At 69.0% G+C, this 26,573-nt stretch carries 22 protein-coding genes; 13 read left to right on the top strand and 9 right to left on the bottom strand.

What is annotated here, in order from left to right; translation table 11 throughout:
- Positions 1 to 24: 24 nt before the first annotated feature.
- The 4 genes from WME79_RS03970 to WME79_RS03955 all read left to right on the top strand — a co-directional run bounded on the left by WME79_RS03970 (position 25) and on the right by WME79_RS03955 (position 5,915).
- On the top strand, positions 25 to 819 hold the full coding sequence (locus WME79_RS03970; protein ID WP_437532097.1) for a DUF4339 domain-containing protein: 795 nt from the start codon (positions 25 to 27) through the stop codon (positions 817 to 819).
- Between the two features lie 387 nt (positions 820 to 1,206).
- Entirely contained in the window at positions 1,207 to 1,764 is a 558-nt protein-coding gene (locus WME79_RS03965) for a hypothetical protein (protein WP_437532094.1), read from the top strand.
- Positions 1,765 to 2,393: 629 nt separating this feature from the next.
- Positions 2,394 to 3,887 (top strand): glucose/sorbosone family PQQ-dependent dehydrogenase, encoded by a 1,494-nt coding sequence (locus WME79_RS03960; protein WP_437532093.1) that lies wholly within the window; start codon positions 2,394 to 2,396, stop codon positions 3,885 to 3,887.
- Positions 3,888 to 4,229: 342 nt separating this feature from the next.
- Positions 4,230 to 5,915, top strand: coding sequence for a CotH kinase family protein (locus WME79_RS03955; RefSeq protein WP_437532090.1), 1,686 nt, complete (start codon positions 4,230 to 4,232; stop codon positions 5,913 to 5,915).
- A 58-nt stretch (positions 5,916 to 5,973) separates the two neighbouring features.
- On the opposite strand, the gene WME79_RS03950 is transcribed toward WME79_RS03955, so the two are convergent.
- Both WME79_RS03950 and WME79_RS03945 read right to left on the bottom strand, forming a co-directional pair.
- Complete coding sequence (locus WME79_RS03950; RefSeq protein WP_437532087.1) at positions 5,974 to 6,396, bottom strand: DoxX family protein; 423 nt, start codon at positions 6,394 to 6,396, stop codon at positions 5,974 to 5,976.
- A 97-nt stretch (positions 6,397 to 6,493) separates the two neighbouring features.
- A complete protein-coding gene (locus WME79_RS03945; protein ID WP_437532084.1) occupies positions 6,494 to 7,411 on the bottom strand; it encodes a LysR family transcriptional regulator in 918 nt (305 codons plus the stop codon).
- A gap of 243 nt (positions 7,412 to 7,654) precedes the next feature.
- Here WME79_RS03945 and WME79_RS03940 point away from each other — a divergent pair, with 243 nt between their 5' ends.
- Positions 7,655 to 9,025 (top strand): glycoside hydrolase family 15 protein, encoded by a 1,371-nt coding sequence (locus WME79_RS03940; RefSeq protein ID WP_437532081.1) that lies wholly within the window; start codon positions 7,655 to 7,657, stop codon positions 9,023 to 9,025.
- 54 nt (positions 9,026 to 9,079) lie between these two features.
- On the opposite strand, the gene WME79_RS03935 is transcribed toward WME79_RS03940, so the two are convergent.
- Positions 9,080 to 9,967 (bottom strand): transglutaminase domain-containing protein, encoded by an 888-nt coding sequence (locus WME79_RS03935; protein ID WP_437539755.1) that lies wholly within the window; start codon positions 9,965 to 9,967, stop codon positions 9,080 to 9,082.
- A gap of 345 nt (positions 9,968 to 10,312) precedes the next feature.
- On the opposite strand from WME79_RS03935, the gene WME79_RS03930 reads away from it, so the two are divergent.
- Positions 10,313 to 11,434 carry an STAS domain-containing protein gene (locus WME79_RS03930; RefSeq protein ID WP_437532079.1) on the top strand — a complete coding sequence of 374 codons (1,122 nt, stop codon included), beginning with the start codon at positions 10,313 to 10,315 and terminating at the stop codon, positions 11,432 to 11,434.
- A 454-nt stretch (positions 11,435 to 11,888) separates the two neighbouring features.
- The gene (locus tag WME79_RS03925) at positions 11,889 to 13,214 is read left to right on the top strand and encodes a trypsin-like serine protease (protein WP_437532076.1); all 1,326 of its coding nucleotides are present in this window, start codon (positions 11,889 to 11,891) and stop codon (positions 13,212 to 13,214) included.
- Positions 13,215 to 13,277: 63 nt separating this feature from the next.
- Here the strand turns inward: WME79_RS03925 and WME79_RS03920 are convergent, their stop codons facing one another.
- Positions 13,278 to 15,530, bottom strand: a complete 2,253-nt coding sequence (locus tag WME79_RS03920; RefSeq protein WP_437532073.1) for a prolyl oligopeptidase family serine peptidase — start codon at positions 15,528 to 15,530, stop codon at positions 13,278 to 13,280.
- Positions 15,531 to 15,911: 381 nt separating this feature from the next.
- On the opposite strand from WME79_RS03920, the gene WME79_RS03915 reads away from it, so the two are divergent.
- Together WME79_RS03915 and WME79_RS03910 are read left to right on the top strand one after the other, a co-directional pair.
- On the top strand, positions 15,912 to 16,178 hold the full coding sequence (locus WME79_RS03915; RefSeq protein WP_437532070.1) for a hypothetical protein: 267 nt from the start codon (positions 15,912 to 15,914) through the stop codon (positions 16,176 to 16,178).
- Between the two features lie 276 nt (positions 16,179 to 16,454).
- Positions 16,455 to 17,972 (top strand): M20/M25/M40 family metallo-hydrolase, encoded by a 1,518-nt coding sequence (locus tag WME79_RS03910; protein ID WP_437532067.1) that lies wholly within the window; start codon positions 16,455 to 16,457, stop codon positions 17,970 to 17,972.
- A gap of 23 nt (positions 17,973 to 17,995) precedes the next feature.
- Here the strand turns inward: WME79_RS03910 and WME79_RS03905 are convergent, their stop codons facing one another.
- A complete protein-coding gene (locus tag WME79_RS03905) occupies positions 17,996 to 18,628 on the bottom strand; it encodes an HD domain-containing protein (protein WP_437532064.1) in 633 nt (210 codons plus the stop codon).
- Positions 18,629 to 18,951: 323 nt separating this feature from the next.
- On the opposite strand from WME79_RS03905, the gene WME79_RS03900 reads away from it, so the two are divergent.
- Positions 18,952 to 19,395, top strand: a complete 444-nt coding sequence (locus WME79_RS03900) for a helix-turn-helix transcriptional regulator (protein WP_012233393.1) — start codon at positions 18,952 to 18,954, stop codon at positions 19,393 to 19,395.
- A gap of 53 nt (positions 19,396 to 19,448) precedes the next feature.
- Positions 19,449 to 19,835 (top strand): VOC family protein, encoded by a 387-nt coding sequence (locus WME79_RS03895; RefSeq protein WP_437532060.1) that lies wholly within the window; start codon positions 19,449 to 19,451, stop codon positions 19,833 to 19,835.
- Positions 19,836 to 19,911: 76 nt separating this feature from the next.
- Here the strand turns inward: WME79_RS03895 and WME79_RS03890 are convergent, their stop codons facing one another.
- The 3 genes from WME79_RS03890 to WME79_RS03880 all read right to left on the bottom strand — a co-directional run bounded on the left by WME79_RS03890 (position 19,912) and on the right by WME79_RS03880 (position 22,873).
- A complete protein-coding gene (locus WME79_RS03890; RefSeq protein ID WP_437532057.1) occupies positions 19,912 to 21,039 on the bottom strand; it encodes a hypothetical protein in 1,128 nt (375 codons plus the stop codon).
- Positions 21,040 to 21,128: 89 nt separating this feature from the next.
- On the bottom strand, positions 21,129 to 21,968 hold the full coding sequence (locus WME79_RS03885; protein ID WP_437532055.1) for a hypothetical protein: 840 nt from the start codon (positions 21,966 to 21,968) through the stop codon (positions 21,129 to 21,131).
- Positions 21,965 to 22,873, bottom strand: coding sequence for an ABC transporter ATP-binding protein (locus WME79_RS03880; protein ID WP_437532052.1), 909 nt, complete (start codon positions 22,871 to 22,873; stop codon positions 21,965 to 21,967). The genes WME79_RS03885 and WME79_RS03880 overlap by 4 nt, the downstream gene beginning before the upstream one ends.
- A 673-nt stretch (positions 22,874 to 23,546) precedes the next feature.
- Here WME79_RS03880 and WME79_RS03875 point away from each other — a divergent pair.
- Complete coding sequence (locus WME79_RS03875; RefSeq protein ID WP_437532050.1) at positions 23,547 to 24,140, top strand: hypothetical protein; 594 nt, start codon at positions 23,547 to 23,549, stop codon at positions 24,138 to 24,140.
- 55 nt (positions 24,141 to 24,195) lie between these two features.
- Here the strand turns inward: WME79_RS03875 and WME79_RS03870 are convergent, their stop codons facing one another.
- Positions 24,196 to 24,408 carry an FAD-linked oxidase C-terminal domain-containing protein gene (locus WME79_RS03870; protein WP_437532047.1) on the bottom strand — a complete coding sequence of 71 codons (213 nt, stop codon included), beginning with the start codon at positions 24,406 to 24,408 and terminating at the stop codon, positions 24,196 to 24,198.
- Positions 24,409 to 24,707: 299 nt separating this feature from the next.
- On the opposite strand from WME79_RS03870, the gene WME79_RS03865 reads away from it, so the two are divergent.
- Positions 24,708 to 26,441: a hypothetical protein gene (locus tag WME79_RS03865; RefSeq protein ID WP_437532043.1), complete on the top strand. Its 1,734-nt coding sequence runs from the start codon at positions 24,708 to 24,710 to the stop codon at positions 26,439 to 26,441.
- Positions 26,442 to 26,573: the final 132 nt, after the last annotated feature.

Here is a 26,573-nt window from a genome sequence, read left to right as displayed (position 1 = left end):
CGGGGGCGCAAGGGAGGACTTTGTATGAAACCGCCGCCCCTTCCGGCCAGGCGCCCGGCGCCGCCCGTTCCGGCCACCGATGATCGCGAGAGTCTCTGGCACGTCGCGATCGCGCCTGACGACATCAAGGTGCTCACGTTGGAGAAGCTCGACGACCTGTTTCGTCTCGACGTCATCGACGAGACGACGAAGATATGGCGCCCTGGGATGGCCGCCTGGCAGCCGCTCGGCGTCGTGGCGGGAATCGAGCCGACGCCGCCCGAGCCTGCGCAGGTCCAGGGTCCTCCGCCGAGCACGGCGCGCCGGGGCCCGCCTCCGCCGCCTCCGCGCGCCCCTGCGCGGCGGAACATGGACTCCGACCATCCGACGCCGGTGGCGTCGAACATGTCCTCCACGATGCCGCTCGGCGCCCCGATGTCGCTCGGCGACACGATGCCGCTCCGAGCGCTGGACGACAGCTCCCCTAATCTCGTGACGCGGACCGAGGTGCAGGCGCCGCCTGCGGCGATGCTCGCGGCGTCTCGGCCCACCTCGCCGCCGTGGATGCCGGAGGCGCGGGCGCCGGAGTTGTTCAACGAGTCGCCCTACGCGGCGCCTCGCGCGCGCGAGACGGGCCGGGCGCAGCGCCTGACGCTCGCGCTGTCGGTCGTCGCGGGGCTGCTCGTGACGCTCTACCGCAATGACGTCCTCCTCGACGCCGCGCGCTCCTCTGGGCATCAGGGTGAGTATCTGAAGATCGAGACCGCGCTCGGCGGGCCTGGCTTCGGGACCCCACGCTCGATCGAGAAGCTCGAATTGTCCTCCGAAAAGACGCACTGACCGCGGAGGCGCTCACTCCGCCCCACCGGCCCAGAAGCTGAGCGCTGGCGTCCAGGCGCGAGCAGCAGGGGTCTCTCCGCCGGCCCCTGACCCGTCTCCGGCCACCTCGCTCGAAGGCGCCCTGCGCCGGAGCATGGCCGGTCGGCAACGTTTGCCGACCTGAGCGAACCTTGCGTTCTCCACCCGCGCCCATCGCGCAACGATTGCTCTCGGCGCAGCGCGGCCCCGGCAGCGCCGGCCGATGCCGCCTGGCGCGCCGGTTGCTCAGGAGCTCCGCCCGTGGAGGCTCGCTGCGCCGGAGCACGCGCTCCAGGGCAGCGGGCATTCCGCATCACATAACCGAGCTGCCTCCGTCTCATGAGAGCCAGCCATCAAGAGGAGTGGTCGATGAACATCCGAACTAGCCTTCGCGCGCTCGTCTTCGTGGGGTCCTGCATCGTTGCCGCGCCGGGCTGCGGCGCACCGGTGGAGGACGACGATCTCGCCTCCGGCTCCGTCGCGCTCGATGAGGGCAACGCCTCCGACGCCTGGACCACGGAGCCGAGTGACACGGTCGCGGCGTCGCGCCTCGAGGCCGAGGGAGACACAGCGGTCCCCACCGGGGAAGGCGATAACGCTTCGCTGCTCGCCGAGATGTCGTCTCTCGGCGCGGCCGATCTCGATCTGGGCGTCGAGGGCCGCGAGCTCGCCAACAGCGCCTCGCTGTCCAGCTGCACACCCGCGCTGATCGGCACCCAATACGAGAATTGGGTAGATATCGGCTGCGGTGGCCGCAGGGACACGACGTGCTGCTGGGGCTTTTCATGCACCACGTACTACAACGCGTGTTACCTGGAGCGCTTCCAGCGGCGCAACCGAAGCATCTATCGCTCCTGGGATTGCAGCACCACCTACGGCTCCTGGAACTACGAGTACAAGCTCGAGTCGCGTCCCGTCTGTCACTGACGGCGCGCTGCGCACCTCGACCCACGCACGTCGACCGTCGAGCTGCCCTTCCCCGGCGCGGCGCTCCATGGACGACCGCAACGTCCGTGCCGCTGGCGAGGCAGCTCGCTGAGAGTGTGCGCCTCACCACGTTGCCAGCCCTCTCGAGCGCGGCGCATAGGACACCTCACCACGATCCATCGGAGTGCTCGCGCGCTCGAGGTGTCATGACCGCCCTCCTTCGCCATGGAGAGGATCCCCCCTCGGGCGGTCGGATGGCGTTCGTGTTCAAACCTCCCACACGAGTCGCGAGAGCGCGGGAGCCATCAATTTCAGCAGTGTCTCGACATGACGCAGGCGCGTCGTGATGCGCGCTGTGTCATCCACGCTTCCACACGGATTGATCTTGACACTGCTGGGGTGCTTGGCGCTTGATATAGTAAGGACCTTACCCTAACCGGGGCACGCCTTACCGGATGTCACGCAATCCCCGGTTGTATGCCGAGATTTTCCCAGCGCGTCCGCCACGCCATGGCGCGGTGGGAACTGGTCATCACCGACATTTGAAAGTCCCTTGAACGAGACAGGGAGGTAGTCCTATGTCGCCCTTTATCTCACGCAACCTGGCTGTTGTTCTGGCTCAAGTTGGTTTGCTTACCACGGCTTCGTGGAGCCTCACCGGATGTGGCCAGGCGGGTCCCCCGGACGAGCCGCTCGAATCCCATGCTCAAGCCATCGTCAGCGAGGAGGCCGACGAGGCCGAGGATCCCGGTGATACCGACGATCCCGGCGATGGCGATGAGGTGTGCTCCGGCGAGGAGCCGACGTTCACCTCGCGCGAAATCGTACGGGATCTCTCGTTTCCGATGCGGATCGTCTGGGGGCCGGATGGCTACCTGTGGCTGACGGAGCGCACCGGGAAGCGGGTCGTGCGCGTGAGGCCGGAGGACGGCCTTCAGAAGACCGCGATCACCGTCTCGGAAGCGTTCCAGTCGGGAGGTCAGGACGGGCTGCTGGCCCTGGCGCTGCACCCGGATCTGCTCAAGCACAAAGGGAAGGACTACGTCTACGTCTCCTTCACCTACAACGTCGGAGCAGATCCAGCGGTGGACCGCAGGACGAAGATCCGCCGCTACACGTACAACCGGGTGACCGAGACCCTCGGGAGCCCTGTCGACGTCATCACGGGCCTGCCGGGGAGCGACGATCACAACTCCGCGCGGCTCCTGTTCGGCCCCGATGGGAAGCTCTATTACACCATCGGAGATCAAGGGAACAACCAGTTCGCCAGGATGTGCAACCCGAACCGCGCGCAGGAGCTGCCCACGGCGGCCGAGGTTGCGGCGCAGGACTGGCAGAAATACGTCGGCAAGATCCTGCGCTTGAACGTCGATGGCTCGATCCCGAAGGACAACCCGAAGATCGACGGGGTCCGCAGCCATATCTACTCGTACGGCCATCGCAACGCGCAGGGCCTCACGTTCGGCCGAGGCGGCAAGCTCTACGCGAACGAGCACGGGCCGAAGAGCGACGACGAGCTGAACCTCATCCAGGCCGGCAAGAACTATGGCTGGCCGTACGTCGCCGGCTACCAGGACGACCAGGCGTACACGTACGACAACTGGTCGGCCTCGAGCCCGACGCCGTGCAACGAGCTCTTCTGGAACGACTGGTTTCCGCCTGAGTCCGTGCCGCGGCAGCTGGAGAGCGCCTTCAGCCATCCGGACTTCACGGAGCCGCTCCTCACCTTCTACACCGTCCCCAACGACTACATCTTCTTCGACTGGGCGTGCGGGTTCAGCCAGTACATCTGCTGGCCGACGATCGCGCCCTCCTCGCTCCACTACTACCCTGCCGGGCACGGCATCCGCGGGTGGGGGCACTCTCTCCTGATGACCTCCCTCAAGAAGGGCGCTGTGTACCAGGTGAAGCTGAGCCCGAACGGGAAGACCGTGGAGGGCGAGCCCGTCGTCCTCTTCCAGACCACGAACCGGTACCGCGATCTCGCGATGAGCCCGGATCGCAAGACCTTCTACATCATCACGGACACCACCGGGAACACGAGCGGACCGACCGGCGGCGTCACGACGGTCCTGGACAACCCGGGGGCGATCCTCGAGTTCAAGTACACGACATCGCACTGAGCCAGCACCGGAGTCGCAGGGCCTGCGTCGTGCCGGCGCAGGCCCGCGATCTCGCGAAGGCCCCGCGCCGGCGCGCCCGACAGGCCCCCTGACGGGGCGCTGCGCTCAGTTCCAGAGCCGCCGCCTCGCCCCGGATCCGGAGAAGCCCAATCCCAGCTGCGCCGCCCTCACCCGGCGGTCCCAGCCCGCACGCACCGTCTTACAAGGTGTGAGCTGCTCCCCGTCACGATACGCGAGGCCGCTCGAGTCGCCGCGCCCGAAACGGATAGCGCGGCTGCCCTGTGTGTCAGTAGAATGGAGAATCCTTGAACTCTGAATGAGGTCGTAGTGGAAAATCATACCATGGTTAAACGAGGGCGCTTTGCCCGGTTTCACCGTTCCATCTCGCTCGCCCTGATCTCTCTGAGCGTTGCTTGCGGCCAGGCACCGGCTGGCGACGGCGCCGCGGCGCCGATCCCGTCCCTGATCGGGGATGTGTCGTTCTCCACGCCTAGCCAGACGTTCAGGGATCAGATCCAGGTGGGGATGTCCACGGCGATCGAGGGGGCCGAGATCCGCTACACGCTGGACGGGCTGCTGCCGACCGCGTCCTCCACGTTGTACACGGGCCAGCCCGTGACCCTCACCGTCACGACGCAGGTCCGCGCGCAGGCGTTCGTGGGAGGCGCCGCGAGCGGCGCGGTGAGCACCGGCATCTACATCGCGCGCACCTTCGACGCGACCTCCAATATCCCCATCGTGATCATGGACGGTTACGGCACGGGCAAGCCGACCGACAAGGAGGTCTACTTCGACGCGGCGGTGATGATCTGGGAGCCGGTCAACGGCGTGGCGTCGATCGCCTCGCTGCCCACGATGGCGATGCGCGGCGGGTATCACGTTCGCGGTCAGTCGTCGCAGAACTTCCCGCAAACGCCGTACAAGCTCGAGCTGTGGGGCAACGACGACAAGGACCTCGACTACCCGGTGCTGGGCATGCCCGCCGACTCGGACTGGGCGCTGATCCCTCCCTACTATGACCGCACGTTGATCCGGAATCCGTTCACCTTCACCCTCGGCCGTGACATGGGCCTCCAGGTGCCGCGCGTCGAGTTCGCCGAGGTCTACCTGAACTACGACGCGCGCGTCATCGGCGAAGCGGATTACCAGGGCATCTACTGGATCTCGGAGACCATCAAGAACAACAAGGTCCGCACCGATCTCAAGGAGCTCAAGGAGACGGACCGGGGACTGCCGGACATCAGCGGCGGCTACATCTTCAAGTTCGACCAGGCGGCCGCCGAGCAGCCGCAGCTCACCTGCACCGGCTCGGATCCCCTCCCGTCGTTCGGCTTCGGCGGCGGCGGGGGCCCCCGTCCCGACGAGGGCGGCACGTGCTGGATCGATCTCGAGGTCGTGGATCCCGATCCCCTGAACGACGAGCAAAAGACCTGGCTGACGCAGTACATCCAGCAGTTCCACGACAGCATCCATCAGACGCCGATCGGCGATTACTCGTCGTACATCGACGTGACCTCGTTCATCGATTACCTGATCATCAGCGAGCTGACGCTCAACGTGGACGCCTACGTGCGGAGCGCCTATTACTTCAAGGATCGCGATCAGAAGCTCAAGGCCGGCCCGCTGTGGGACTACAACTTCGCGCTCGGCGGGGTGGGCGCCCAGAGCGCGACGCCGCAATCGGAGGACGAGACCGGCTGGCGCTTCAGCGGCACGAGAAACGTCAACAACTGGTATCAGATGCTCACCGCAGATCCGAGCTTCATGGCGCAGGTGAAGGCGCGCTACACGGCGCTTCGCCAGACGCACCTGTCCGAGGCCGCGATCGAGCAGCGCATGAACAGGCTGAGCGCGCCGCTCTCGCAGGCCGTGGCCCGCGACTTCGCCAAGTGGCCGGTGTCGAGCGTCATCGAGTCGAGCGAGGGCTTCCTCGGCGGCCCCACAGCGCCGACGTGGGAGGGGCAGCTGCAGGGCATGCGCGACTTCCTGCGGGCCCGACTCGCCTGGATGGACGCCAACTTGCCGTGACGCGGCGCGAGCCGCCGCGCAGCTCGCGCGGCCCTTCTCGACCGCGCGCGACCAGGCGCTAGCTGCGCTGAAGCCGGCTCATGGCGAACGCGCCGTCGCCGAGGAGGGCCTGCGCGCCGAGCGCGATCATCAGGAAGGCGACGTACTCCCAGCCGCCCCCCTGGCCGGCGAACATCCAGCCGTTCGGCAGGTGCACGAGCAGCGCGCCGATCATCACCGGCAGGAGCAAGAGCGAGACCAGGCGCGTCCTGAGCCCGGCGAGGAGCGCCGCGCCGCCGAGCAGCTCGGCGAGGAACACCGGATACGCCGTCCAGCCCGGGAAGCCGCTCGCCGCGAAGAACGCGACGGTGCCCGGCAACGTGTACACGAGCGGCTTGGCGAGCGCGTGCGCCAGGAACACGGCGCCCAGCCCGAGGCGCAACATCAGCGCGGCCAGCTCGGCCGAGCGGGGAACGGAGAAGATCGTTTCGACACGGTTCATGGGTGATGCCTCCATGACCCGAGGAGTAAGCCCCGGCGCCGCGCCACGGTAGAGCGCGCCCGGGAACGAATTGTTCTCCGGGGAGAACGATCTGCCGCTACGCCCACGAGATCCCGCGGAACGCGGCCGCCAGGTGCTCGATGAGCCGCCGCACCCGCGCGGGCGGGCGCCGGCCGGCCGCGTGCACCGCGTAGATGCCCATGGGCCGGGGCGCGAACGCGTCGAGCAGCGTGACCAGGCGCCCGGCCGCGAGATCCTCGTCGACCATGAAGCGCGGCAGCACCGCGAGGCCGATCCCGGACACGGCCGCCTCGCGGAGCGCCGTCCCGTTGCTCGCCGTCAGCGGGCCGGAGACGGGGACGGAGATGCGCCCGCCGGCCCCGTAGAAGCGCCACTCGTCCTCGACGCGCAGGTGGAGGTAGCGCAGGCAGTCGTGGCGCAGGAGATCCCCCGGCTCCTCGGGCCGCCCCCGCCGCTCGAGGTAGCCCGGCGCGCCGACCACGTGCAGCGCCGTCGTGGCGAGCTGGCGCGCGACCAGGCTCGAGTCCTTGAGCTTCGTGATCCGGATGGCCAGGTCGACGCGCTCCTCCACCAGGTCGACGAGCCGGTCGTTCAGCATGAGCTCGACGTGCGCGCCCGGGCTCGCCCGGAGGAACCGCGCGAGCGGCTCCGCCAGGTACATCTGCGCGAAGCTGACCGGCGCGTTGAGCCGGATGCGGCCCCGGTCAGCGTCGGACGCGCCGCGCACCGCGGCGGCGGCCTCCTCGAGCACGCGCGCACCGCGCGAATAGAGGTTCATGCCGGCGTCCGTGACGGTGAGCTTGCGCGTGGTGCGCACGAGCAGGCGCTCGCCGAGGCGCTCCTCCAGGCGCGCGACCCGGGTGCTCACCATCGACTTCGACACCCCGAGCTCCGCCGCGGCCGCGGTGAACGAGCGGCGCTCCACGACGCGCGCGAAGCACAGCAGGGCGGGCAGATCGTCGAAGAGCGGGTCGACCATGCGCCCACTGTGCACGGCGGGGTGGATTGTTCGCAACGGCGAACATCCGGGGATCGGCGTCGCCCACGACGACCCCGCGAACACGCTACCGCGCGGCGGGCGGCCGGGGCCTCCTCGCGGAGCGCGATGTTCAGAGGAGACCAGGCGACAACGCCGTGACGCTCCGCTGGCCGCGTGACGCGGCGCGCGACCGCCGTACGCCTAGCGCACGGATCGGCACCCGGCTATAAAAGGACTCACCACACGAGAGGGGGTCGCATGGCCAGTTCATTCGGTTACCTGAGCACGAGCGTCGACGTCTCGTCCGTATCGTTCGACGCCATCAGCAAGTACATGCAAGTGCTCCTCCTGCGGAACTTCGCGACGGGGACGTGGGTCTTCAGCAAGGGCTCGATGCAGTCCGTCAAGGGGTGTGTGCTCGCGTCCCCGTCCCTGCCGGACGACAGGGGCCAGACCGACCAGGACTATGTGCACCACTGGATCCGGGACGCGGCCATTTGCATCCCGGAGGCGCTCGACAACCCGGTCTTCATGGCTCGAAACATCTGCGAGGATTACACGATGTTCTCGGCGCTGTGCCAGGAGAACGCCGAGCGAGCGAGCAGGTTCGCGCTGGCGTGCTTCCATATCGACGGCACCGTGCGCGACAACTGGACCTCGCAGACGGATGGCCCGGCGCACCGCATCCTGTCCCTCCTCGCCATCGAGGATCGGCTCTCGCTGCCGGCGCTCGCCACGGCCAGGTCCATCATCGAGAAGGACACCCGGTACCTCCTCTCGGCCTACAAGGAGCAGACGCACAACCTCTGGGAGGAGACGGCCGGGTTCAGCTTCTATGCCCGCTCCGTGCAGCGAAAGGCGTTCCTCTCGCTGATCAGCCGCGCCGACGAGCACGGGCTGTCTCCGTACATCAACGACATGTGGGCGGCCGCAGAGTGGCTGGGCAGCCAGATGGCGACGCACCAGGGCACGTACGACGGGCAGCCGTACTACGCGTCCATCACGGGGCCGAACGGCAGGCCCGTCGATGGCAGGGGAGCGACGCTCAACGTGGATATCGTCATGTCGGTCGTCTACGGATCCGCGAACTGTACGGACCCGGTGCTGCTCTCGACGGCTGCGCTGGTGCGCGAGGCGTTCGCCCAGAGCGACCGGCGGTACCGCATCAACGACGCCGATCGGGCGCTGCCTCGGAGCAGGGGGCCGATGATCGGGCGGTACCCTGAGGACACGTACGACGGCAACCTCTCGGATCATGGTCCGGACGCCGGTCACCCGTGGGCGCTCACGACGTGCAACTTCGCGGAGCTCTACTTCATGCTCGCAGCGAAGATCAAGAGCTCCCCCGGCGCCGTGCTCGTGAACGCCACGACGCAGAAGTTCTTCGCGCAGGTGGGCGTGAGCGATCCCGCGGATCCAGACATCGCCGCGAAGCTGATCGACGCGGGCGACAGGATGCTCGAGGCGGTGATCTACCACTCTGATCGCCTCCAGCTGAGCGAGCAGTTCGATCGCGACAACGGGTACGAATGCAGCGTGAGCGATCTGAGCTGGAGTTACGCCGCCTTCCGGAGCGCGGTCAGGGCGCGCGAGGCCGCTGTGGGGGACTTTCCAAGCCGCCACGGGTAGCCGGAGCGCGGCGCGCCCGTACGAGAGGTGCCCGGCGGCGAGGCTCGACGCAGGTCAGGTCAGAGCGTTGTCCTGACGGTTGAGCACAGCGTTGAAGACGACCGCCGGCACCCGCAGGCGCTCGTCGCCCTCGTAGAGCTGGCGCAGCTCGGCGAAGCGCGCGTCGGGCGAGCGGGTGATCGCCGCGAGCCGATCGAACAGCGCGAGCTGGTCGTCCCGCAGCGGCTCGTCGGGTCCAATCATCGCACCCCAGGCGTCCCACGGCAGCATCTCCATGTTGTTGAGCGCCGCGAGATCGCGCAGGACGTTGCCGCTGATGAACCAGAACCCGCGCATGTCGAACATGCCGAACTTCGACGGATCGGCCTCCCCGGCGCGGCACTGCGCCCAGGCGTCGCCCGCGATCACGAAGCGGTGGCGCGGCACGTCGAGCACATCGAAGTCGGGCTTCAGCGCCGCCCGTTGAACGTCGTCAATCTGCGCGTCGACGAGGATCCAGCGCGCCTCGGCGGCGTTCCAGTACTCACAGACCCAGTGGTCCACGAGGTCGCCGGCGTGGAAGTAGCCGCCGAAGCCGCAGCGGGCGCGGGCAGGGATCCCTTTGGCGCGCAGAAAGGCGACCAGCAGCACCGTGAAGTCACGGCAGGAGCCGACGAGGCGCGTGTCGAGCGGCCGGGCGGCGGAGAGCGGCCGATCGTCGTGGGCGAAAAGGCGATCCAGCCTCCGGTCCGTCGGGCGGAGGTGGGACTCGCCGCGGCGCTCGTCCGAGAGCTCCACGCCATAGGCCTGTGCCCAGTGCACATGCAGCAAGAGGCCCTGCACGACGCGCACGAGCGAGGCCACGTCGCCCGGCAGCTCGTCGAACCGGGGCGCGTGCGCGCCGCCGGACGTCATCGCCGCGGGGCGCGTGTAGAAATCGAGGATCTCTCGGGTGGTCGTCATCATTCGTTCTCCGCGAGGTAGTCCGTCCAGGGGATGGTGTCGTCTACCCGGAGAGGTCTAGATGAAAGCGGCATGAATTTCGAGCTTGACGGCAAGGCGCCGCCGTCATGGTCGCCCCCGCGCCGCTTCAGACCATCCCATCCTGATGACCTTGTTGCCGCCGTCAGGCTCGGTCCTCGGACGCCACCGTGATGGCGACGCTCCCCCTCTTGCGTCCCGTGTCGACATACCGGTGCGCCTCGGCGATCCGCTCCAGCGGATAACACCTATGCCCGCTCGACCGCTCGACCGTTCGCCCGGCGCGGCGCTGGACAGCCCCGCGCCGCTCGGGGAACACTCGGGCATATGGGATACGAGGGGGACGACGAGAGAGCTCAGCTGGTCCGCCGCCTGGAGGCGATGGAGCAGGAGATGGAATCGCTGCGGGCGGACGCACGCAGATGGCGCGCGCTGATGACGGCGCGCTGCCTCAGCGTGTCGATCCACCACCCCGTCGGCAAGACCCACGCCGTCAATGCCGGCTGGGAAGCGCTCTGGCGGGCCCCAGCCGAGGTTTTCTTGCAAATGAACTACAACATGCTGGAGGACGCGCAGCTCGTCGAGAACGGGATCATGCCGCACGTCGAGCGGTTCTTTCGCGGCGAGGAGGTCGCGATCCCGCCGATCAGCTACGACACCGACCTTGTCGAGGAGCTCACGGGCAAGAAGGGCGGAGCGGTGTGGGTCTGCTCCTTCGGCGTGCCGGTGCACGACGCCGGGGACGGCTTCGAGGGCGTGCTGTTCCAGTTCGCCGTCCCGGAGGCGGCCGAGATCCAGCACAAATACGAGGCCCTGATCGAGGAGCAGCGGACGCTCCAGGCGTCGCTGGAGGCGCGGAACCGGGAGCTCGAAGAGACGGTGCGGGTGATCGCGGCGCAGCGGGACGCGATCCAGGCGATGAGCGTCCCGGTGATCCGCGTCGCGGACGGCGTGCTCTGCCTCCCCATCGTGGGCATGATCGACGACGCGCGGGCCAGCATGCTCCTGGAGCGCCTGCTCGAGGCGATCGCCGCGCAGCAGGCGGCGCAGGTGCTGCTCGACATCACCGGCGTGCCGGCGCTCGACGCCCGGGCCGCCGCGCAGCTCGTCGGGGCGGCGTCCGCAGCGCGGCTGCTCGGCGCGTCCTGCACGCTGGTGGGCGTCTCGCCCGCGCTGGCGCAGACGCTGGTCGAGCTCGGCGTCGACCTCGGCGGCCTCGACACCGCGGCGACGCTGGCCGAGGGGCTGACCCGGGCCCTCGCCGCGCGCCGCGGGGCGGCGCAGCGGAGCGCGGCGGTCGCGGCGCGCGCGCCCGAGCGAGGCGAACGGGGAGCGGCGCAGCGGAGCGCGGTGGTCACGCCGCGCGCGCCCGAGCGAGGCGAACGGGGAGCGGCGCATCGGCCGGCGGCGCTGCTGCCCCCTGGAGAGGCTCTCTATCGCAAGCGGTGAGCGCTCGTCCGGCGACGGCGCCGTCCACCGGATGGCGAACGGCAGGGTCGTGAGGTTCAGGCCGAGCCGCGTCCCGTGCAGCGCAAGGCCGGCGCACGAGCAGAGCACTTAATCGGTTCAGAATTCCCCGCCGTGAGCAGGCGGCGCGCCCCGCCGACCCGGGATCGCGGCCGTGGAGGCGGCGGGGCGCCGTACCGGCGCGGCGAACCGCGGGCTGCGCTCCTTCGGCTCGCCTCTGGCCCCTCGCTCCTGCGCGCGGTCGTGGCGGCCGGGCGGCGCCATGCACGTCTTGCATGAGCTCCATGATGCATTCGAGTTGGAAGGGTGCCAACCGTCGCCATAAACACTCTCCGTCGCACCGATACGACGCGGGGGGCGCGAGGCGTCGAGACACGCGGGGCGACAGGAGAAGCAACCAGTGCGCGCACCTGTATATGCTTTGCTCTCATTGTGCTTGGTCGCCTGCAGCGTGGAGGGCTACAACGAGACCTCCGAGGAGATCGGCGCGGCGGACGACGCGCTGATCGGGGGGCAACCGGCGCTCGAATCGCAGTATCCGTCGACGGTCCTCGGCCCGGGGTGCACCGCGGCGAAGGTCGGGCCGCGTCACTTCCTCACCGCGGCACATTGCGTGGATGACGAATACGCCGCCACCGTGGCTGCGGGCTACGGGCCGGGCGGCTCCTACTCGGTCAGCGCCGACAACACGCCCCCGATCTCGCCGTACGTCAACCTGACGATCCAGCAGACCTATATCCATCCGAAGTGGCTCGAGGTCTGCGCCGCCGCGCTGGCAGGGGGAGCGGCCGATTGCGGGGTCAACGTCCTGAACCCGGGGTACGCGCCCGACCTCGCGGTGGTCGTCGTCAACGAGCTCTCGCCGACGATCCCGGCGGCCGTGGTGGACGGGGCGCCGGTCGCGGTGGGTGATCCCGTCGTGGCGACCGGCTATGGCTGCGAGAACCCCGGCGGCGGGGGCGGCGGCCTCTTCAAGCTCCAGGACCTCAGCGCGGCGCCTGCCTCGATCCTGGATCACCCCGGCTCGTACGTCTCTGGCACCGCGATCAACGACGTCGCCGCGGCCTACGTGCTCACGCCGGGTTATGCCAGCAGCACCACCTATGCCAGCCTGTGCCCCGGCGACTCGGGCGGCCCCCTGTATCGCCAGAGCGCGACCGACCTCGTGCTCGTGGGCGTCAACGCCTATTACACGTTCCCGTCCGGCTGGAGCGGCCCGGCGCCCTCGCAGACCAACTGGCACACGCGGCTCGACACGGCGGCGCGCTACCCGGTGACGACGTGGCTCCAGGGCCTCGGGGTGAGCGTGATCAACGGCGGCACCGCGCCGACCTGCGCCGACGGCGTCAAGAACGGCACCGAGACGGACGTCGACTGCGGCGGCACGTGCACGGCCGATTGCGCGAACGGCAAAGCGTGCGTCACCGGCGCGGACTGCACGAGCCTGAGCTGCGTGGCCGGCGTCTGCCAGCCCAGCACCGGGACGGCGCCGTGCAGCAGTCTGTGCACGGGACCCACCGTGTTCTCGAGCGCGAGCTACAGCTCGGGCAACCTCGGCTCCGGCGCGCGCTGCTTCGAGACCACGGCGAGCCTGAGCGGCGCCAACTGCGGCAACTTCGCGGGCGGCCGCACGTTCGCGGTCAACGGCACGACCGTGACGTGCAATGGCGGCAACATCACCCTGCCCGCGAAGCGAAACGGCGGATACTGCTTCCAGGCCTCCGCCGGCAACGAGGCGTGGGCTTACTTCACGAGCTGGTAGAGCCCGACGCACAGCGACCGGACCGCGGCCGCACCCCGGGCGGGGGCGGCCGCGGCCGTTCCATCACCGGGGCGCCGCGTCGGCCTTGGCGGGCGGGGCGCCGAGCCCGAGCTCCTTGAAGAGGAACGCAAACACGTCGGCTTGCTCCTCGATCTCCTCGGAGAGCGGTGTCCCGGCCCCGTGGCCCGTCGAGCCGCTCGCCCGGAGCAGGATGGGCGCCGAGCCCGACGAAGCCGCCTGCAGCCGCGCCGCCATCTTCCGCGAGTGCCATGGATCCACCCGCGGGTCGTTGGCGCCGGTCAGGAACAGGGTCGCCGGATACGCGGTGCCCTCCTTGACGTGGTGATAGGGCGAATAGCCATAGAGCGCCTTGAACTGCTCGGGATCCTTCACCGTGCCGAACTCGGTCACGTTGAACGCCCCGTTCGGCGTGAGCTCCACCCGGAGCATGTCGTAGATACCGACCTGCGACACCACCGCCTTGACCATCTCCGGGCGCTGCGTGAGCTGCGCTCCCATCAGCAGACCGCCGTTCGAGCCGCCGAGGATGGCGAGCCGCTGTGGGCTCGTGAGGCGCCCGTCGACGAGGTGCTGCGCGCACGCCGCGAAGTCGTCGAAGACATTCTGCTTCTTCGTCAGGTTGCCGCCGTGGTGCCACGCCTCCCCGAACTCGCCGCCGCCGCGCAGGTTGGCGATCGCGATCACCCCTCCCTGGTCGAACCACAGCCGCCAGAGCGGCTTGAACCCGGGAGCCATGCTCGTCCCGTAGCCGCCATATCCCGTGAGGAGCGCCGGCGACGTCCCGTCGAGGGGTGTGCCCTTCCGGCGCAGGATGTTGATGGGAACCTTGGTCCCATCCTTCGAGGTGCACGACTCCCGGGCGACCTCCACGTCGGCATAGGAGACAGGGGCCGTCATCGCGAGCGGCGTCTTCGTCACCTTGCCGTCCTTCGCCGAGTAGGTGAACCAGGCCGCCGGCTCGGTGTAGCTCACGCCGCGAAAGAGCATCTCGTCGCCTTGCGTGCGCACGAGCTGCCGCACCGAGGAGACCTGCGGGATCGGCACCGTCCCGAGCGCCTTGCCCTTCAGATCGAAGACGCGGACCTGCGACGGGCCGCCGAGCAGATCGCGGACGTAGAGCCGCCCTGTCGTGGGCAAGAAGTCCTGGATCACCGCCTCGCTCTCGGGCACGACGAGCTCCGCCCTGGAGAGGTCCAGCTTGCCCGGCGAGAGGCGCAGCACCTTGCCGCGCGGCGCGTCCTTGCGCGACAGGAGGTAGAGCCGGTCGTCGGCGCCGAACACGACCCGGATGACCTTGTCGGGCAGGTCGGCGAAGCGCGTCCATTTGCCCGAAGCGTCGAGGAGATAGTGCCAGTACTCGCCCCCATCGCCGTTCTGGACGCTGGCGAGCACGAGCTTGCCGCTCTCGCTCGTCGTGAGCTCCACCTCGGCGATGCGGGGGAACTCCGTGCCGAGCGCGTACTTGTCGTCCTTGTCCGGCGTGCCGAGCTTGTGGAAGTAGATCTGCTGAAAGAAGCCCATGTCCTCTCGCGGGCGCTCCCCGGGCCGAGGGTGCCGGGTGTAGTAGAACCCCTTGCCGTCGCCGGTCCACGCCAGGCTGCCGCCCGCGGTGCCGCTGTTCGCGTAAGGGACGGTGTCGCCCGTCTCCTTGCCTGTCGCCACGTCGTAGACGCGCACGGTGCCGCTCTCGGTGCCGCCTTCGGACAGGGAAACAGCCACCTTCTTGCCGTCGCGCGACGGGACGAACCAGTCGATGGTGGTGTGCCCTTTCGGGTCGATGACCTCTGGATCGACGAGGGTCCGCGCGGAGGCGGGGTCGTTCACGGACCTCAGGACGACGAGGAAAGGCTGCTGCTTCGGCGGCTGGTCCTTGAGCGCGAAGATCTGCCCACCGGCCTCGTCGAGCGCGTAGTAGTTCGCGGAGGTCGCCGACAGGATCTCCTGCACGCGCGCCCGGATGGCGCCGCGCGCCGGCACGGCGTCGAGGTACCCGCGCGAGAGCTGGTTCTGCTCGGCGACCCAGCGCTCGACCTCGGGGGAGCTCCCGTGCTCCAGCCACTGGTAGTCGTCGACGACCCGGGTGCCATGGTACTCGCTCGCCACGGGCCGCTTCGCGGTCGCCGGATAAAGAAGCCGCCCCGGTCCGGGGGGCGCTTCCGGCGCGGCGTGCGGCGGCGAGGTCGCGGCGGCCGGGGACGCGGCCGGCTTGTCCAGCGGCCTCGACGCGGGGGCGCTGCACGCCGCGAGCAGCGGCAGCGCCAGGGTGACGGCGGGGGTCGTGCGCAGGCGGTTCATGTCCCCGACGCTAGCCGGCGAGAGGGCGGTCACGGAAGAGGGCGAGCGCCGTCGCGATCCTGCAACCGTGCAAGCCGGCTCCTCGCAGAATCGAAACCCTCCCGATCGACGCCCGAGACATAAGTAGGGGATTTTCCGAAGTGTGTACCTGGTACGGAGGATGCTTAGTCGGGGACCAGCTCCGCCGGCGGCCTCCGCCTAACCCCCCGAGGCGCCCGGCGGCGCTGCTATTTTGTCCTCTTGATTTCGGGCAGCCGCTCTGGTCGCGGCGCCTCGATGGTTGAGGCCGCGGGGCGCCGACGCCCCTGCGTCGATGGCAGAGGTCGCCCAGGCACCCTGGGCACCGCGAGGCGCGGCGCCCTTCCTGCTACCCTGGGTCGCATGGCGACTCATGGGAACGAAGGGGCGGCTGCGAATGGCGAGGTCAGCGAGGTCGACGAGAGCGTCCTGAGGGATCTCGAGTCGAGGTACGCCGACGTGGCTTGTCCGGTGCACGGCGAGCCACCGAGCTTCGAGCTCGCGCCCGACGGCTCCGTGGTCGAGCGCTTCTGCTGTCCAGCGCTCCTCTCGATCGTCCGCGAGCTCCAGGTCGCCGCGGGCGAGCGCCCTCCGCCTCCAGAAGGCGAGGACGAAGAGGTCAGAGGCTAGTTCCGCCCACTGGAGTCCAGCCAGGGATCCGGGGGAGAGATTTCAACGCAAAGGCGCAAAGACGCAAAGGCGCAATAATGAACAAATATCATGCCTTTTTGCGTCTTTGCGTCTTTGCGCCTTTGCGTTGAAATCTCTCTCCGCTCGCGAGGCAGAGCCCTGGCAGGATCTCCGACCCGCGGAGCTGATTCCGCGTCACCTGAGTTCCTCCTCCGTGAGATGCCCACAAGGCGGGGGGAGGACCGTTCCCGGCCGGCGCGCTTTAAGCTGCGCGCCATGCTGGACATCGATCGCCGCACCTTCATCGCCGGCGCCGCGGCCTCCGGACTGCTCGCCTCGTTTCCCCGCCTCGCCAAGGGCGCGAGTGGCAAGGCCGTCGACCTCTCGCCGGTATACGACAAGATCGCCGAGCAGCGGAGGCAGTCGATCGAGCGCATCCAGCGCTGGATCCAGCAGCCGTCGATCTCGGCGCAGAACGTCGGCATCGCCGAGTGCTGCGACCTGACGATGGATCTCCTGCGCGACGCCGGCTTCGGAACGGTCAAGAAGATGAAGACCGACGGGCATCCGGGCATCTTCGCGACGCTCGACGCCGGCGCGAAGCAGACCATGGGCTTCTACTTCATGTACGACGTACAGCCGGTGGAGGAGAAGGAGTGGTCCTCGCCGCCCTTCGCCGCCGAGCTGGTCGACAAGGCAGACGTCGGCAAGGTCATCGTGGGGCGCGGCGCGGTCAACCAGAAGGGACCGCAGGGGGCGTTCCTGGCAGCTCTACACGCGGTGCGCGCCGCCGGCTTGAAGCTGCCGGTCAACCTGGTGGTGGTCGCCGAAGGGGAAGAGGAGCTCGGCTCGCCGCATTTCTCGCAGGTGGTGTGGAACGATGAAGTGATGAAGGCGCTCGAGAAATGCCAGGGCGTGATGATGCCGGCGGCGGACCAATCGCTGTCGGGCACGGTCAACGTCGTCCTGGGCGCGAAGGGTATCGTCTACGTCCAGCTGGAGGCGAGCGGCGAGGCGTGGGGGCGCGGCCCGCGCGACGGGGACATCCACTCCAGCATGAAGGTGATCGTCGACAGCCCGGCCTGGCGGCTGGTGCAGGCGCTCGGCACGCTGGTCTCAGCGGACGGCAACGAGCCGATGATCGACGGCCTCACCGACGCCGTGCGCCCGGTCTCGAGCCAGCAGAAGAAGCTGCTCGACGACCTGTCGGCGCGCTGGGACGACGCCGACTGGAAGAAGGTCTTCGGGGTCGACAGGTGGGTGAACGACCTCGACGAGCGCGCCATGCTCGAGCGCTACGTCTCGCGCCCGTCGGTGAACATCGACGGCCTCTACGCCGGTTACATCGGCGAGGGCTCCAAGACCATCCTGCCGCACCGCGCCTTCGCCAAGATGGATATCCGGCTGGTGCCGGACATGACCGCAACGGACGTGCTCGCCAAGCTGCGCAAGCACCTCGACAGGCGCGGCTACAAGGACATCGCTATCAAGAAACTGGGCAGCTACGACCCGACGGACACCGCGCTCGAGGCGCCGCCCATCCAGACCCAGCTCGCCGTCTACAAGGCCGCGGGCCTGGCCCCGGTGATCTGGCCGCGCTTCGCCGGCTCCTGGCCCGGCTACCTCTTCACGGGAAAGCCGCTCGAGCTCCCCGCCGGCCACGTCGGCCTCGGCCACGGCTCCGGCGCCCACGCCAAGGACGAATACTTCGTCATCGAGCCCGCCGCCGGCAAGAAGTACCTCGGCCTCGACGGCGCCACCCGCTCCTTCGTCGATTTTCTGTTCGCTCTCTGAAGCCCTCTGAGCTCCTCCCAGCGCTACTCGTCGAACGCCGCGCCCGCGATGACGTCGCAGAAGTGGATGGGTCGAAACCCGTCGAGCCTGCGCTCGCCGACGTCGGCCACGACCGGCGAGGCGGCCGCCGCCTCGTTTCGGCGGAGCAGCCCGCAAAGCGCGGAGGTCATCGCCTCCTTGAAGCCGAGCCGCGGGTAGCGCCCGAGCGCCTCCTCGACGATCCGATCGGGCAGGAGCGTCCGGGGCGCGTAGCCGACGTCGACGGCTGCGCCCATCTGGCAAAGGGCGATCTCCGGGCGCTTGCGCTGGGGTATCACCATGGTGGTGTGCAGGGCGATCGCGTCCCAGACGAGCTCCTGCTCGCGCGCGCCGACCCCGCGCGCCGCCAGGAAAGCCCTGGCCGCGTCGGCCCCCTCGACCTCGAAGCGCGTCTCGACAGGAGCCGAGTCGGTCAGGCCCAGATCGTGGAACACACACGCCAGATAGAGCAGCTCGCGGTCGTACGACAGCCCTCTGCTCCGCCCCAGCGCGTCCCCGAAGATGTACGTGCGCGCCACATGGTTGAAGAGGAACGGGGCGCTGACGGCCCTGGCGTGCTCGGTCGCCTCGGCACAAAGGGCGCTGTCCGGAATCTCGGGTAGCTCGATCGCATTCATTGGCTCCTCCCGGGTTTGCTTGGGCCTGGCTCGGGACGTCACGAAGCGCCGTCACGACGGCGCAGCGCCCGAGCCTGCGGACGGCCCGCGGCCGCGCCGCCGGCACGTCGCCAGTGGGTACCAGACGGCGCGTCTGTCCCAAAAGACAATGAAGCTGCAAATTCGGCCACGGCGGACACACTCGCTCTGTGGCGCGTGCGGCCCGGTCGGTCTGGTTCCTCGCCTTTCCCGACCCCGAGCGGCTCGTCTGAGCGGCGCCTCGCGCGCCCCTCCGGTGGGTCGCTTGAGCCAGCCGCCGCCACGCTTTATCCTGGTCGCCGGCGATGCTGCTCGGACACGACGCGCTGAGGAACCTCTGCCGGGCGCGGGACCTGCTCTCCGAGGTGCGCGAGTCGAGGTTGTCGATCGAGGACGTGGCGCGGGAGGTGGCGATCTCGCCCTATCACTTCATCCGGCAGTTCGAGGCGGTGTTCGGCGTGACCCCGCACCAGTACCGCATCCGGCGGCGCCTTGATCTGGCCAAGCAGCTCCTGGCGGCTGGACATCACTCGGTGACCGACGTGTGCATGGAGGTCGGGTTCTCCAGCCTCGGAAGCTTCAGCGCGCTGTTCGCGCAGCGGATCGGCGTGCCGCCGTCGGCGTACCGGCGCCGCGTGCGCGCGATGGTCCAGGTGCCGGGGAGGCTCCCGTGGGAGCTCGTCCCCGGCTGTCTCACCCTGATGGGCCGGCTGCCGCCGGGCGCGTTTCGCAGTTTTCGAGAAGCGTGAGCCGGGCGGCCCTGGCAGAGTCGGCCCGAACCGTCAGCTCAGCGAGGCGATCGATGAGGATCAAGCTCAACAGCATCATGGTCGAGGACCAGGCGCGCGCGCTCAAGTTCTACACGGAGGTGCTCGGCTTCAAGAAGAAGAACGACTTCCCGGTCGGGGAGTACCGGTGGATCACCGTGGTCTCGCCGGAGGGCCCCGACGACCTGGAGCTCGTGCTGGAGCCGAACGCCAACCCGGCGGCCAAGACGTTCCAGCAGGCGATGTTCGCGCAGGGCATCCCGCTCACCGCGTTCGAGGTGTCGGACCTCAAGGCCGAGTTCGCTCGCCTGAAGGAGCACCAGGTCGCGTTCACCCAGGAGCCCACGCCGATGGGCCCGGTCATGATCGCGGTGTTCTCGGACACCTGCGGGAACCTGATCCAGCTGTATCAGCCGCTCTGATACCGCATCACGGAGGCCACCCCAGCCCTGATGGGGTGTCGCCCAGGGACGAGCGGCTCGCAAGGCATTGCGCGCGTCACCGCGGTGGCGCTGGCGCTGGCTCGGCCTCGACGTCGCGGTCCTGATCGCGCCGGTCTCGACGGCACGGGCCGAGGTTCTTCAGCAGCTCGACGGGCAGCGCCACGTCGACCGAGAAGCGCTGCTCCTCCGGCTTGCTCGCCCAGGGAGGGCGCCGCGCCTGCGTCTCCACCCGCGCGTGGTCGAGCAGCTCGGCGAGCTCGTCATTGTCTTCGCGCTTCGCGTTGAGCCGCCCCATGGAGAGCGCAGCGCCAAACAGCTTCGACAGGTCGTCCATCTCCTGGCCAGCGGGGCCGGCGACCTCGGCGACAACGGCGACATCCTCCGAAGCGTCGACGTGGATCTCCACCCGCTCGACGGTCTCTCGGATCCGCTCGGCGAGCTTGTCCTGCTCCGACGGCAGCATCTTCGAGAGATCGTCGGGCGAGAGCACTCCATAGACGTCGCTGTAGGCCTGGTATTCCTGAAGGATGGATCCCTGCGCGGGATCGGTCGATTCGAGCCGATCGATCGCATCCTCGACGAGATCGGGCTCGGCACGCGGGTTCAAGATCAGGACGTCAGGCCCCCACGTCGCGACGCCCCTGCCCGTGTCCTTTTCCTCGTAGAGGATGCCTCTCTCCCCGTACGTTCGCGTGGACCATCGCTCACGCTCGAACCTCGCGCCCTCGAACGATCCCTGGAGCACAATGAGCCCCGTGCTCGACGCGGCGATGCGCTCCACGTCCTCCAGCACGTCGATCCCGTATCGGTCCTTCAAGCGCGCGAAGCCGGCGCGCTCGTCGCCGCGCGACAGCATGCAATCGAGCCAGATCTGCATGATCGGCGACTCTTTGAGCGCCTCGATCTCGAACACCATGGCCGAGCGCTTCGGATCGGCGGGCAGGGCGGCGAGCACCGGGTCGCGCTTCCATTGCGGCGCTTCGACGCCGGGCGGCGGCGCGGACAGCGGTGGCAGCGTGCGGCGACGGCTGGCTCGCTCCACCTCTGCCGGCTTCGGATAGCGCGGAAACTCGATCTTCCGGGGCCGGACCGTGGGCTTCTCCTTGTCACCGCGCGACATCAGCCACGCGGCGAGCGCGAGCAGGACCATCGCCGCCGCGAGCCACACGCCCCGCTTCTTCATCGGTCTCATCGGGCCATCACCCCCGCCCAGGCGCCGCGGAGCTGCCGATGTCGATCGCTCACCGCCTCGTCCAGCATCGCCGCTTCACCCTAGAAATCCTTCTCTTCGAACACGTGGATGCCCACCGCGAGCGCGGCCAGGCCGAAGATGAGCAGCCCTGCCACCTGGCTGGCGAGCACATCCCCCTTGATCGCCGTCGCCACCGCGATATCCGCCGACGCGTCGGCGAGCGCCGACACCCGCGGCAGCACGAGCGTCACCGCGCGGAAGGCCCCGCGGGCAAGGCCAGGCTCGAAGAACGAGTCGAGCTGCTCGCGGTACCCCGCGATGATGCCGAGGAAGAACAGCGCGATCCCCACCGCCGCGGACAGCGCGGCGCTCCGCACCATCACCGCGGTCGTGAGCATCGCCCCGTAGATGCCGGCGAACGTCGCGCTCGCGAGGAACGCGGCCACGATCGGGCTCGCCATCCACACGCCCGCCCTCAGCCCGAAGATGACCGTGATCCCGAGGGCGCCGTACAGCGTGCTGAGGAGCGAGAGCGCGAGCACGCCGAGGAACGTGCCGAGCAAGAGCTCGAACCGCCGCACGGGCAGCGAGAGCAGGTGCTCGATGCGCCCCGGCGCCAGCAGGCTCGGGCCGAAATCGGCGCAGGAGACGATCCCGAACGCGAGCCCCCCGTAAAACAGCACGTACGCCAGCGCGCGGCCGACGTAGCGGAGCGCGACGTCGACAGAGCGGATCTCGCCGCGGCCGAGCTCCCTGCCGAAGAGCCGCGTCGCCGCGAGCGCGCCGTCCACCACCTCGAGCTGCAGCGCGCTCCCGATCACCACGAGCGCCAACGTGACGCCGATCCCGAGGGCGAGGAACCACCGCCGCGACGAGGCCTCGCGCAGGAGGTCGCCGGCGACGCTGAGCGCCGCCCTCACGCCACACCTCCGCGGGCGCCGCCCGCGCCCAGCGCCTCGGCCAGCACGTCCTCCAGGTCGCGCAGGTCCCGCGACAGCTCGACGAGCAGGGCGCCGGCGCGCCGCGCCTGATCGAGCGCCTCGTTGAGCGCTGCAGGGCTCTCGGCCTCCAGGCGCCACCCGCCCTCCCCGTCGATCGGACGGAACCCGAGCGCGGCGAGCCTCGCCGCGTCGACGCCATCCGCGAACCGCACGCGGTACGCCGTCTCGCTGCCGCACAGCTCGACGAGCGCGCCCTCGCGCACGAGCCGCCCGCCCGCGAGGATGCCGATGCGGTCGCAGATGCGCTCGGTCTCCGACAGGAGGTGCGAGTTCAGGAACAAGGTCGCCCCCCGCGCGCGCTCTTCGCCCAGGATCCTGCGGATCTCGGCGCGGCCGAGCGGGTCGACGCCGTCGGTGGGCTCGTCGAGCACGAGCAGCTCCGGCTGCCCGAGCAAGGCCGCGGCGAGCCCGAGGCGCTGCCGCATCCCCTTCGAGAACCCGCCGATCTTGCGGTCCGAGTCGACCCCTAGCCCTACCCTCTCGACCAGCGCGCGCAGCGCGCCCTCGCCGAGGGAGAGGCCCTTCATGCGGGCCACGCTCGCGAGGAACTGCCGCGGCGTGAACGCGCTGGGCAAGAAGAGCCGCTCCGGCAGGTACCCGATCTTGGCGCGCACGCCCGGGTCCTCCGGCTCGCCGCCGAGCACACGCACGGTGCCGCTCGTGGGGCGCACCACGCCGAGCAGCGTCTTGATGAACGTCGTCTTGCCCGCGCCGTTGAGGCCGATGAGCCCGAAGGCGGCGCCGCGCTGGATGGCGATGTCGAGGCCTGCGAGCGCCGTCTGCCCGCCGCTCCGGCGGAAGAAGCCGCGGTAGACCTTCCTCACGGAGGACGCTTCGATGGCGAGCACGGCGGCGTAGTCTGGCCGGCCGACCGCCCCACGCAAGTGGAATGCCCGTGGCGAGGGAGAGCGGAGCAGGAATCCTTCAGTCGCGACGGCGCGACCAGGCGCGTGCTGAGTCCACCTCGAAACACAGGTTCAGATCCCAACCCATCGTGAGGGAGCGGGAAGTCCAGGCGCTCCGGAGGCGTTCCGGCCCCATCCTCCGCCCGCGGGCAGCGTCAAGCGCCAAGGAGCACGTGGTTATGACAGACCATGTCCGACCGGGTCTACGCCTCGATCACCCCCCGTCCTCTCCAGTTCTCCACAGGGGTTCTCCACAGGACATCCCCTGGATAACAGCTGGATTCTGTCGATTACCTTTGCCGCGCGCGCCGCCTCTCGTCATGGCCACTCGCGCGGCCTGGAGGCGCCCCGTGCCGCCGGGTGAGCCGCGCCCGACCACTCACGCAACCATTCGTAATTACAACACTTTTTCGACCAACGGCGCATCCGTCCGCCCTCGACAGGTTGGGACAATGTCCGTCCGACCGATCCCTTTCCTGACGGGTCGAAGATGACTATCCATGGTAGACACCAAGGACGCGGCGCGACGGCGTGTCTCTCGTACGACGCGTGTCAATGGCGCGCCGGAATGCTTCGTTTTGCAGGAGACTTCATGGAAAAGATCTCGCTCACGTACTTTGTCGACTTCGTTCTCAAGGCCGGGACGCCCAAGCTGACCGGCGTCAGGGAGTTCAAGGAACGGAAGGACGAGCTCTACACGGACTTTTACAGGCAGGTGCGAGAGGCGATCGTTGACATGCACAGGAGCGGAAAGCCCACCAGCGTGCTCGACGGCTTCCTCGCCGCGCAGCACGACGAGCGGCGCCGCCGCATCTACCCGTCGGTGGTGAATGGATATCGCAAGTTCCTCGCCTCGGCGAAGATGACCTGGTTCGAGCCGCCGGCGTCGACGTACCGCCTGGGCGATCTCGAGATCAACGTCAATCCGGAGCTCGGGCTCATCATCGATGGGACGCCGCACGTCATCAAGATGTATTTCCGCGGCGAGCCGCTGTCGTCCAAGCGCGTCTCGGTCGTGCTGAACCTGCTCATGAACGGGCTCGCGGAGAGCACGCCGGGCGGCGCCTTCGCGGTGCTCGACGTGCGAAACGCCAAGATTCACACCTTCAAGGTGCCGAACCCGCGGCTCAGCCTGCTGCTCCGCGGCGAGGCGGCCTCCTTCGCCACCATCTACACCGGGCTCTGATCGCGGCGGCGCCGCGCGAGGCGGCGCCGCGCAGCGCGGACATCACGCCACATCATCACTCGATCACCTTTCCGGGGTTGAGGATGCCGCCCGCGACCGCGCGCGCCTCGGCCGCGGCGTCATTTCCATCGAACACGACCAGAGGGTGAAAATTGCCGTCGCCCGCGTGCGCCACCGTCGCGATGGTGGTCTGCGTCGCGGCGGCGATCGCCTCGATTCGACGGAACATTTCCGGCATCTGCGGCAGCGGCAGGATCGTGCGGTCCATGATCTGAACAAGGCCGGCGCCGCAACGCCTTGCGCATTTACGCAACACGGAGCGCGGTGTTCCCAGCAATCGTGAGAGCGCCGCTCGCACTTGTGGCGCTCAAAGAGCCCTTCTCGACCACAGCGTATCGCTGTCTGCGTGATGGCACGGTCGCTGCACTCGGCAGCTACGCGCTGCCGTGGACCTCGCGGTGGGCAGCGTCGCGTATCCAGCCTTCGTCTGACGGGAGAGAAGGCTGCTGCGTACGTCGCGACTGTTACGAGTTGCTTGAACGATAGTCAACAGAGGAAGGTAGAGACATGCTCAACGTCTTGAAGCCGATCGCGCGCGGTACGATCGCCGTCGCGCTGGTCACCACGGTTCCGGCCTGCGAGAGCAGCAAGGAGGGCGCCGAGGGGACCGGCACCATCCAGGCGGCGCTCACGATGGGTGGCGAGCGACACGATGTCACGGCGATTCATTACAAGGTCGTCGACGCCGGCAGCACCTGCAGCGGCGCGGCGATCGCGGAGACCACCAGCGCCCTGGAGCCCGAGGCGCTCCCGGGCACCGTGCTCACCGTGGGCGCGGGGACCCACGCCGGGGCGGATGGGCTGTTTGTGCTGCCTTCCGGGGACTACCGCGTTTGCGTGCTGCCGATGAGCGCCGACGCGCCGTCGAAGGAGTGCGCTCCCGCCGAGGGGACGGCGTCCGTCTTCTCCGGGGCCACGACCGAGATCGTGCTGGTGTCGCAGTGCGGCGGGGATCAAAACGGCGGGCTGGACGTGGTCGTGGCGCTGAACGACCCGCCGAAGTTCAACGACCTCGACATCACGCCGAGCAAGTTCATCACCCAGTGCGAATCGGCGGTGATCACCGCGGCCGCGGAGGACCCGGACGGCGATCAGATCGTCTATTCCTGGTCGCTCGTCTCGAGCCCGGCCGGCGCCGCGCCGAGCCTTCAGGCCGTCGACGGCGTGGCCACGTTCTCGACGAACGCGCCGGGCGACTACCAGGTGCAAATCACGGCGACCGACGTGCACGCGGCCTCGAGCTCCCTGACCTTCCCCATCCACGTGTCGGCCGACAACTGCGGCTGCACGTGTCCCGAAGGCTTCACGACGCTCCCGGACGGCAACTGCGCGCAGAGCTACGACATCGGCGCGGACCTGCTCGTCAACCAGGACCAGAGCTGCGACGATAGCGGAGTCAATCGGCACAACGGCTGTTCCGGCCCCTATGGGTTCCAGTGGAACGATGTCGGCGCGTTCGGCTCGGTGGTCCAGGTCGACGTCGAGCTCGAGGCGGGCATCGACTGCAGCGGCGGCAGCCGGACGGCGACGCTCAACGGCGTCCCGATCGGGAGCTTCGACAGCGTCGGCACGTGCGACTGCTTCTCGCCGCACGGACTCGTCTCGTTCCCGGGCGTGGATGTCAGCTCCTATGTTCAAGGTGGAACGAACTCGGTGTCCATCAGCAGCGTCAGCTGCGATGGGCTGAGCCAGAGCGAGGCGCTCGGCGGCGCGTACGCGCGCGTCACCGTGACGTACAGCTGCGGCGCGGACGCGTGCGAGGGCGTGACGTGCGCCCCGCAGGATCAATGCCACGTGGCGGGCTCCTGCGACCCGGCGACGGGGCTCTGCTCGAACCCGAACGCGCCTGACGGCACGGCGTGCGACGACGGCGACCCGAGCACGCCGACGTCGGTCTGCGTCTCCGGCACGTGCAGCAACGGCGTCCTCACGCACCCGCTCTTCGCCAACGGCCCGGGCTTCAGCTGCCCGACGGGCCAGACGAGCTTCGCGTACGCCGGCGCGCTCGATCCGACGAGCTCGGAGCAGGCGCGGGCGGCGTGCGAGGCGTGCTACGGGGTGGGCGCGTGCTTCCTCGAGTCCGCGGACTGCGCCGGCCTCGGCTGGGGCCCGCGGCCTCCGGGCGAGTACCAGTGCGGCGAAGCCTACTTCGGCTTCGAGAACGGTTGCAGCGGCGACGACGGGCGCGCGTGGGGCATCTGCAACTCGTACGATTCGTACGGCTACTGGGGCCGGTTCTAGCGCGGAGCGCGACGGCGCCGCGGGCGCGCCCGCGGCGCCGCTCTGACAGGGCTCACCACGTACGCCCTGCATGCCCTCATCGCGGCTGACGCCGCACCTCACGCATCGGTACCCGCCTGGGATGGGGCGCGC

Origin of the sequence: Sorangium sp. So ce726 (assembly GCF_051521405.1) — a bacterium.
In the GTDB taxonomy this organism is placed as follows: Bacteria; Myxococcota_A; Polyangia; order Polyangiales; family Polyangiaceae; genus Sorangium.
This window is presented reverse-complemented; position numbering and strand designations above follow the sequence as displayed.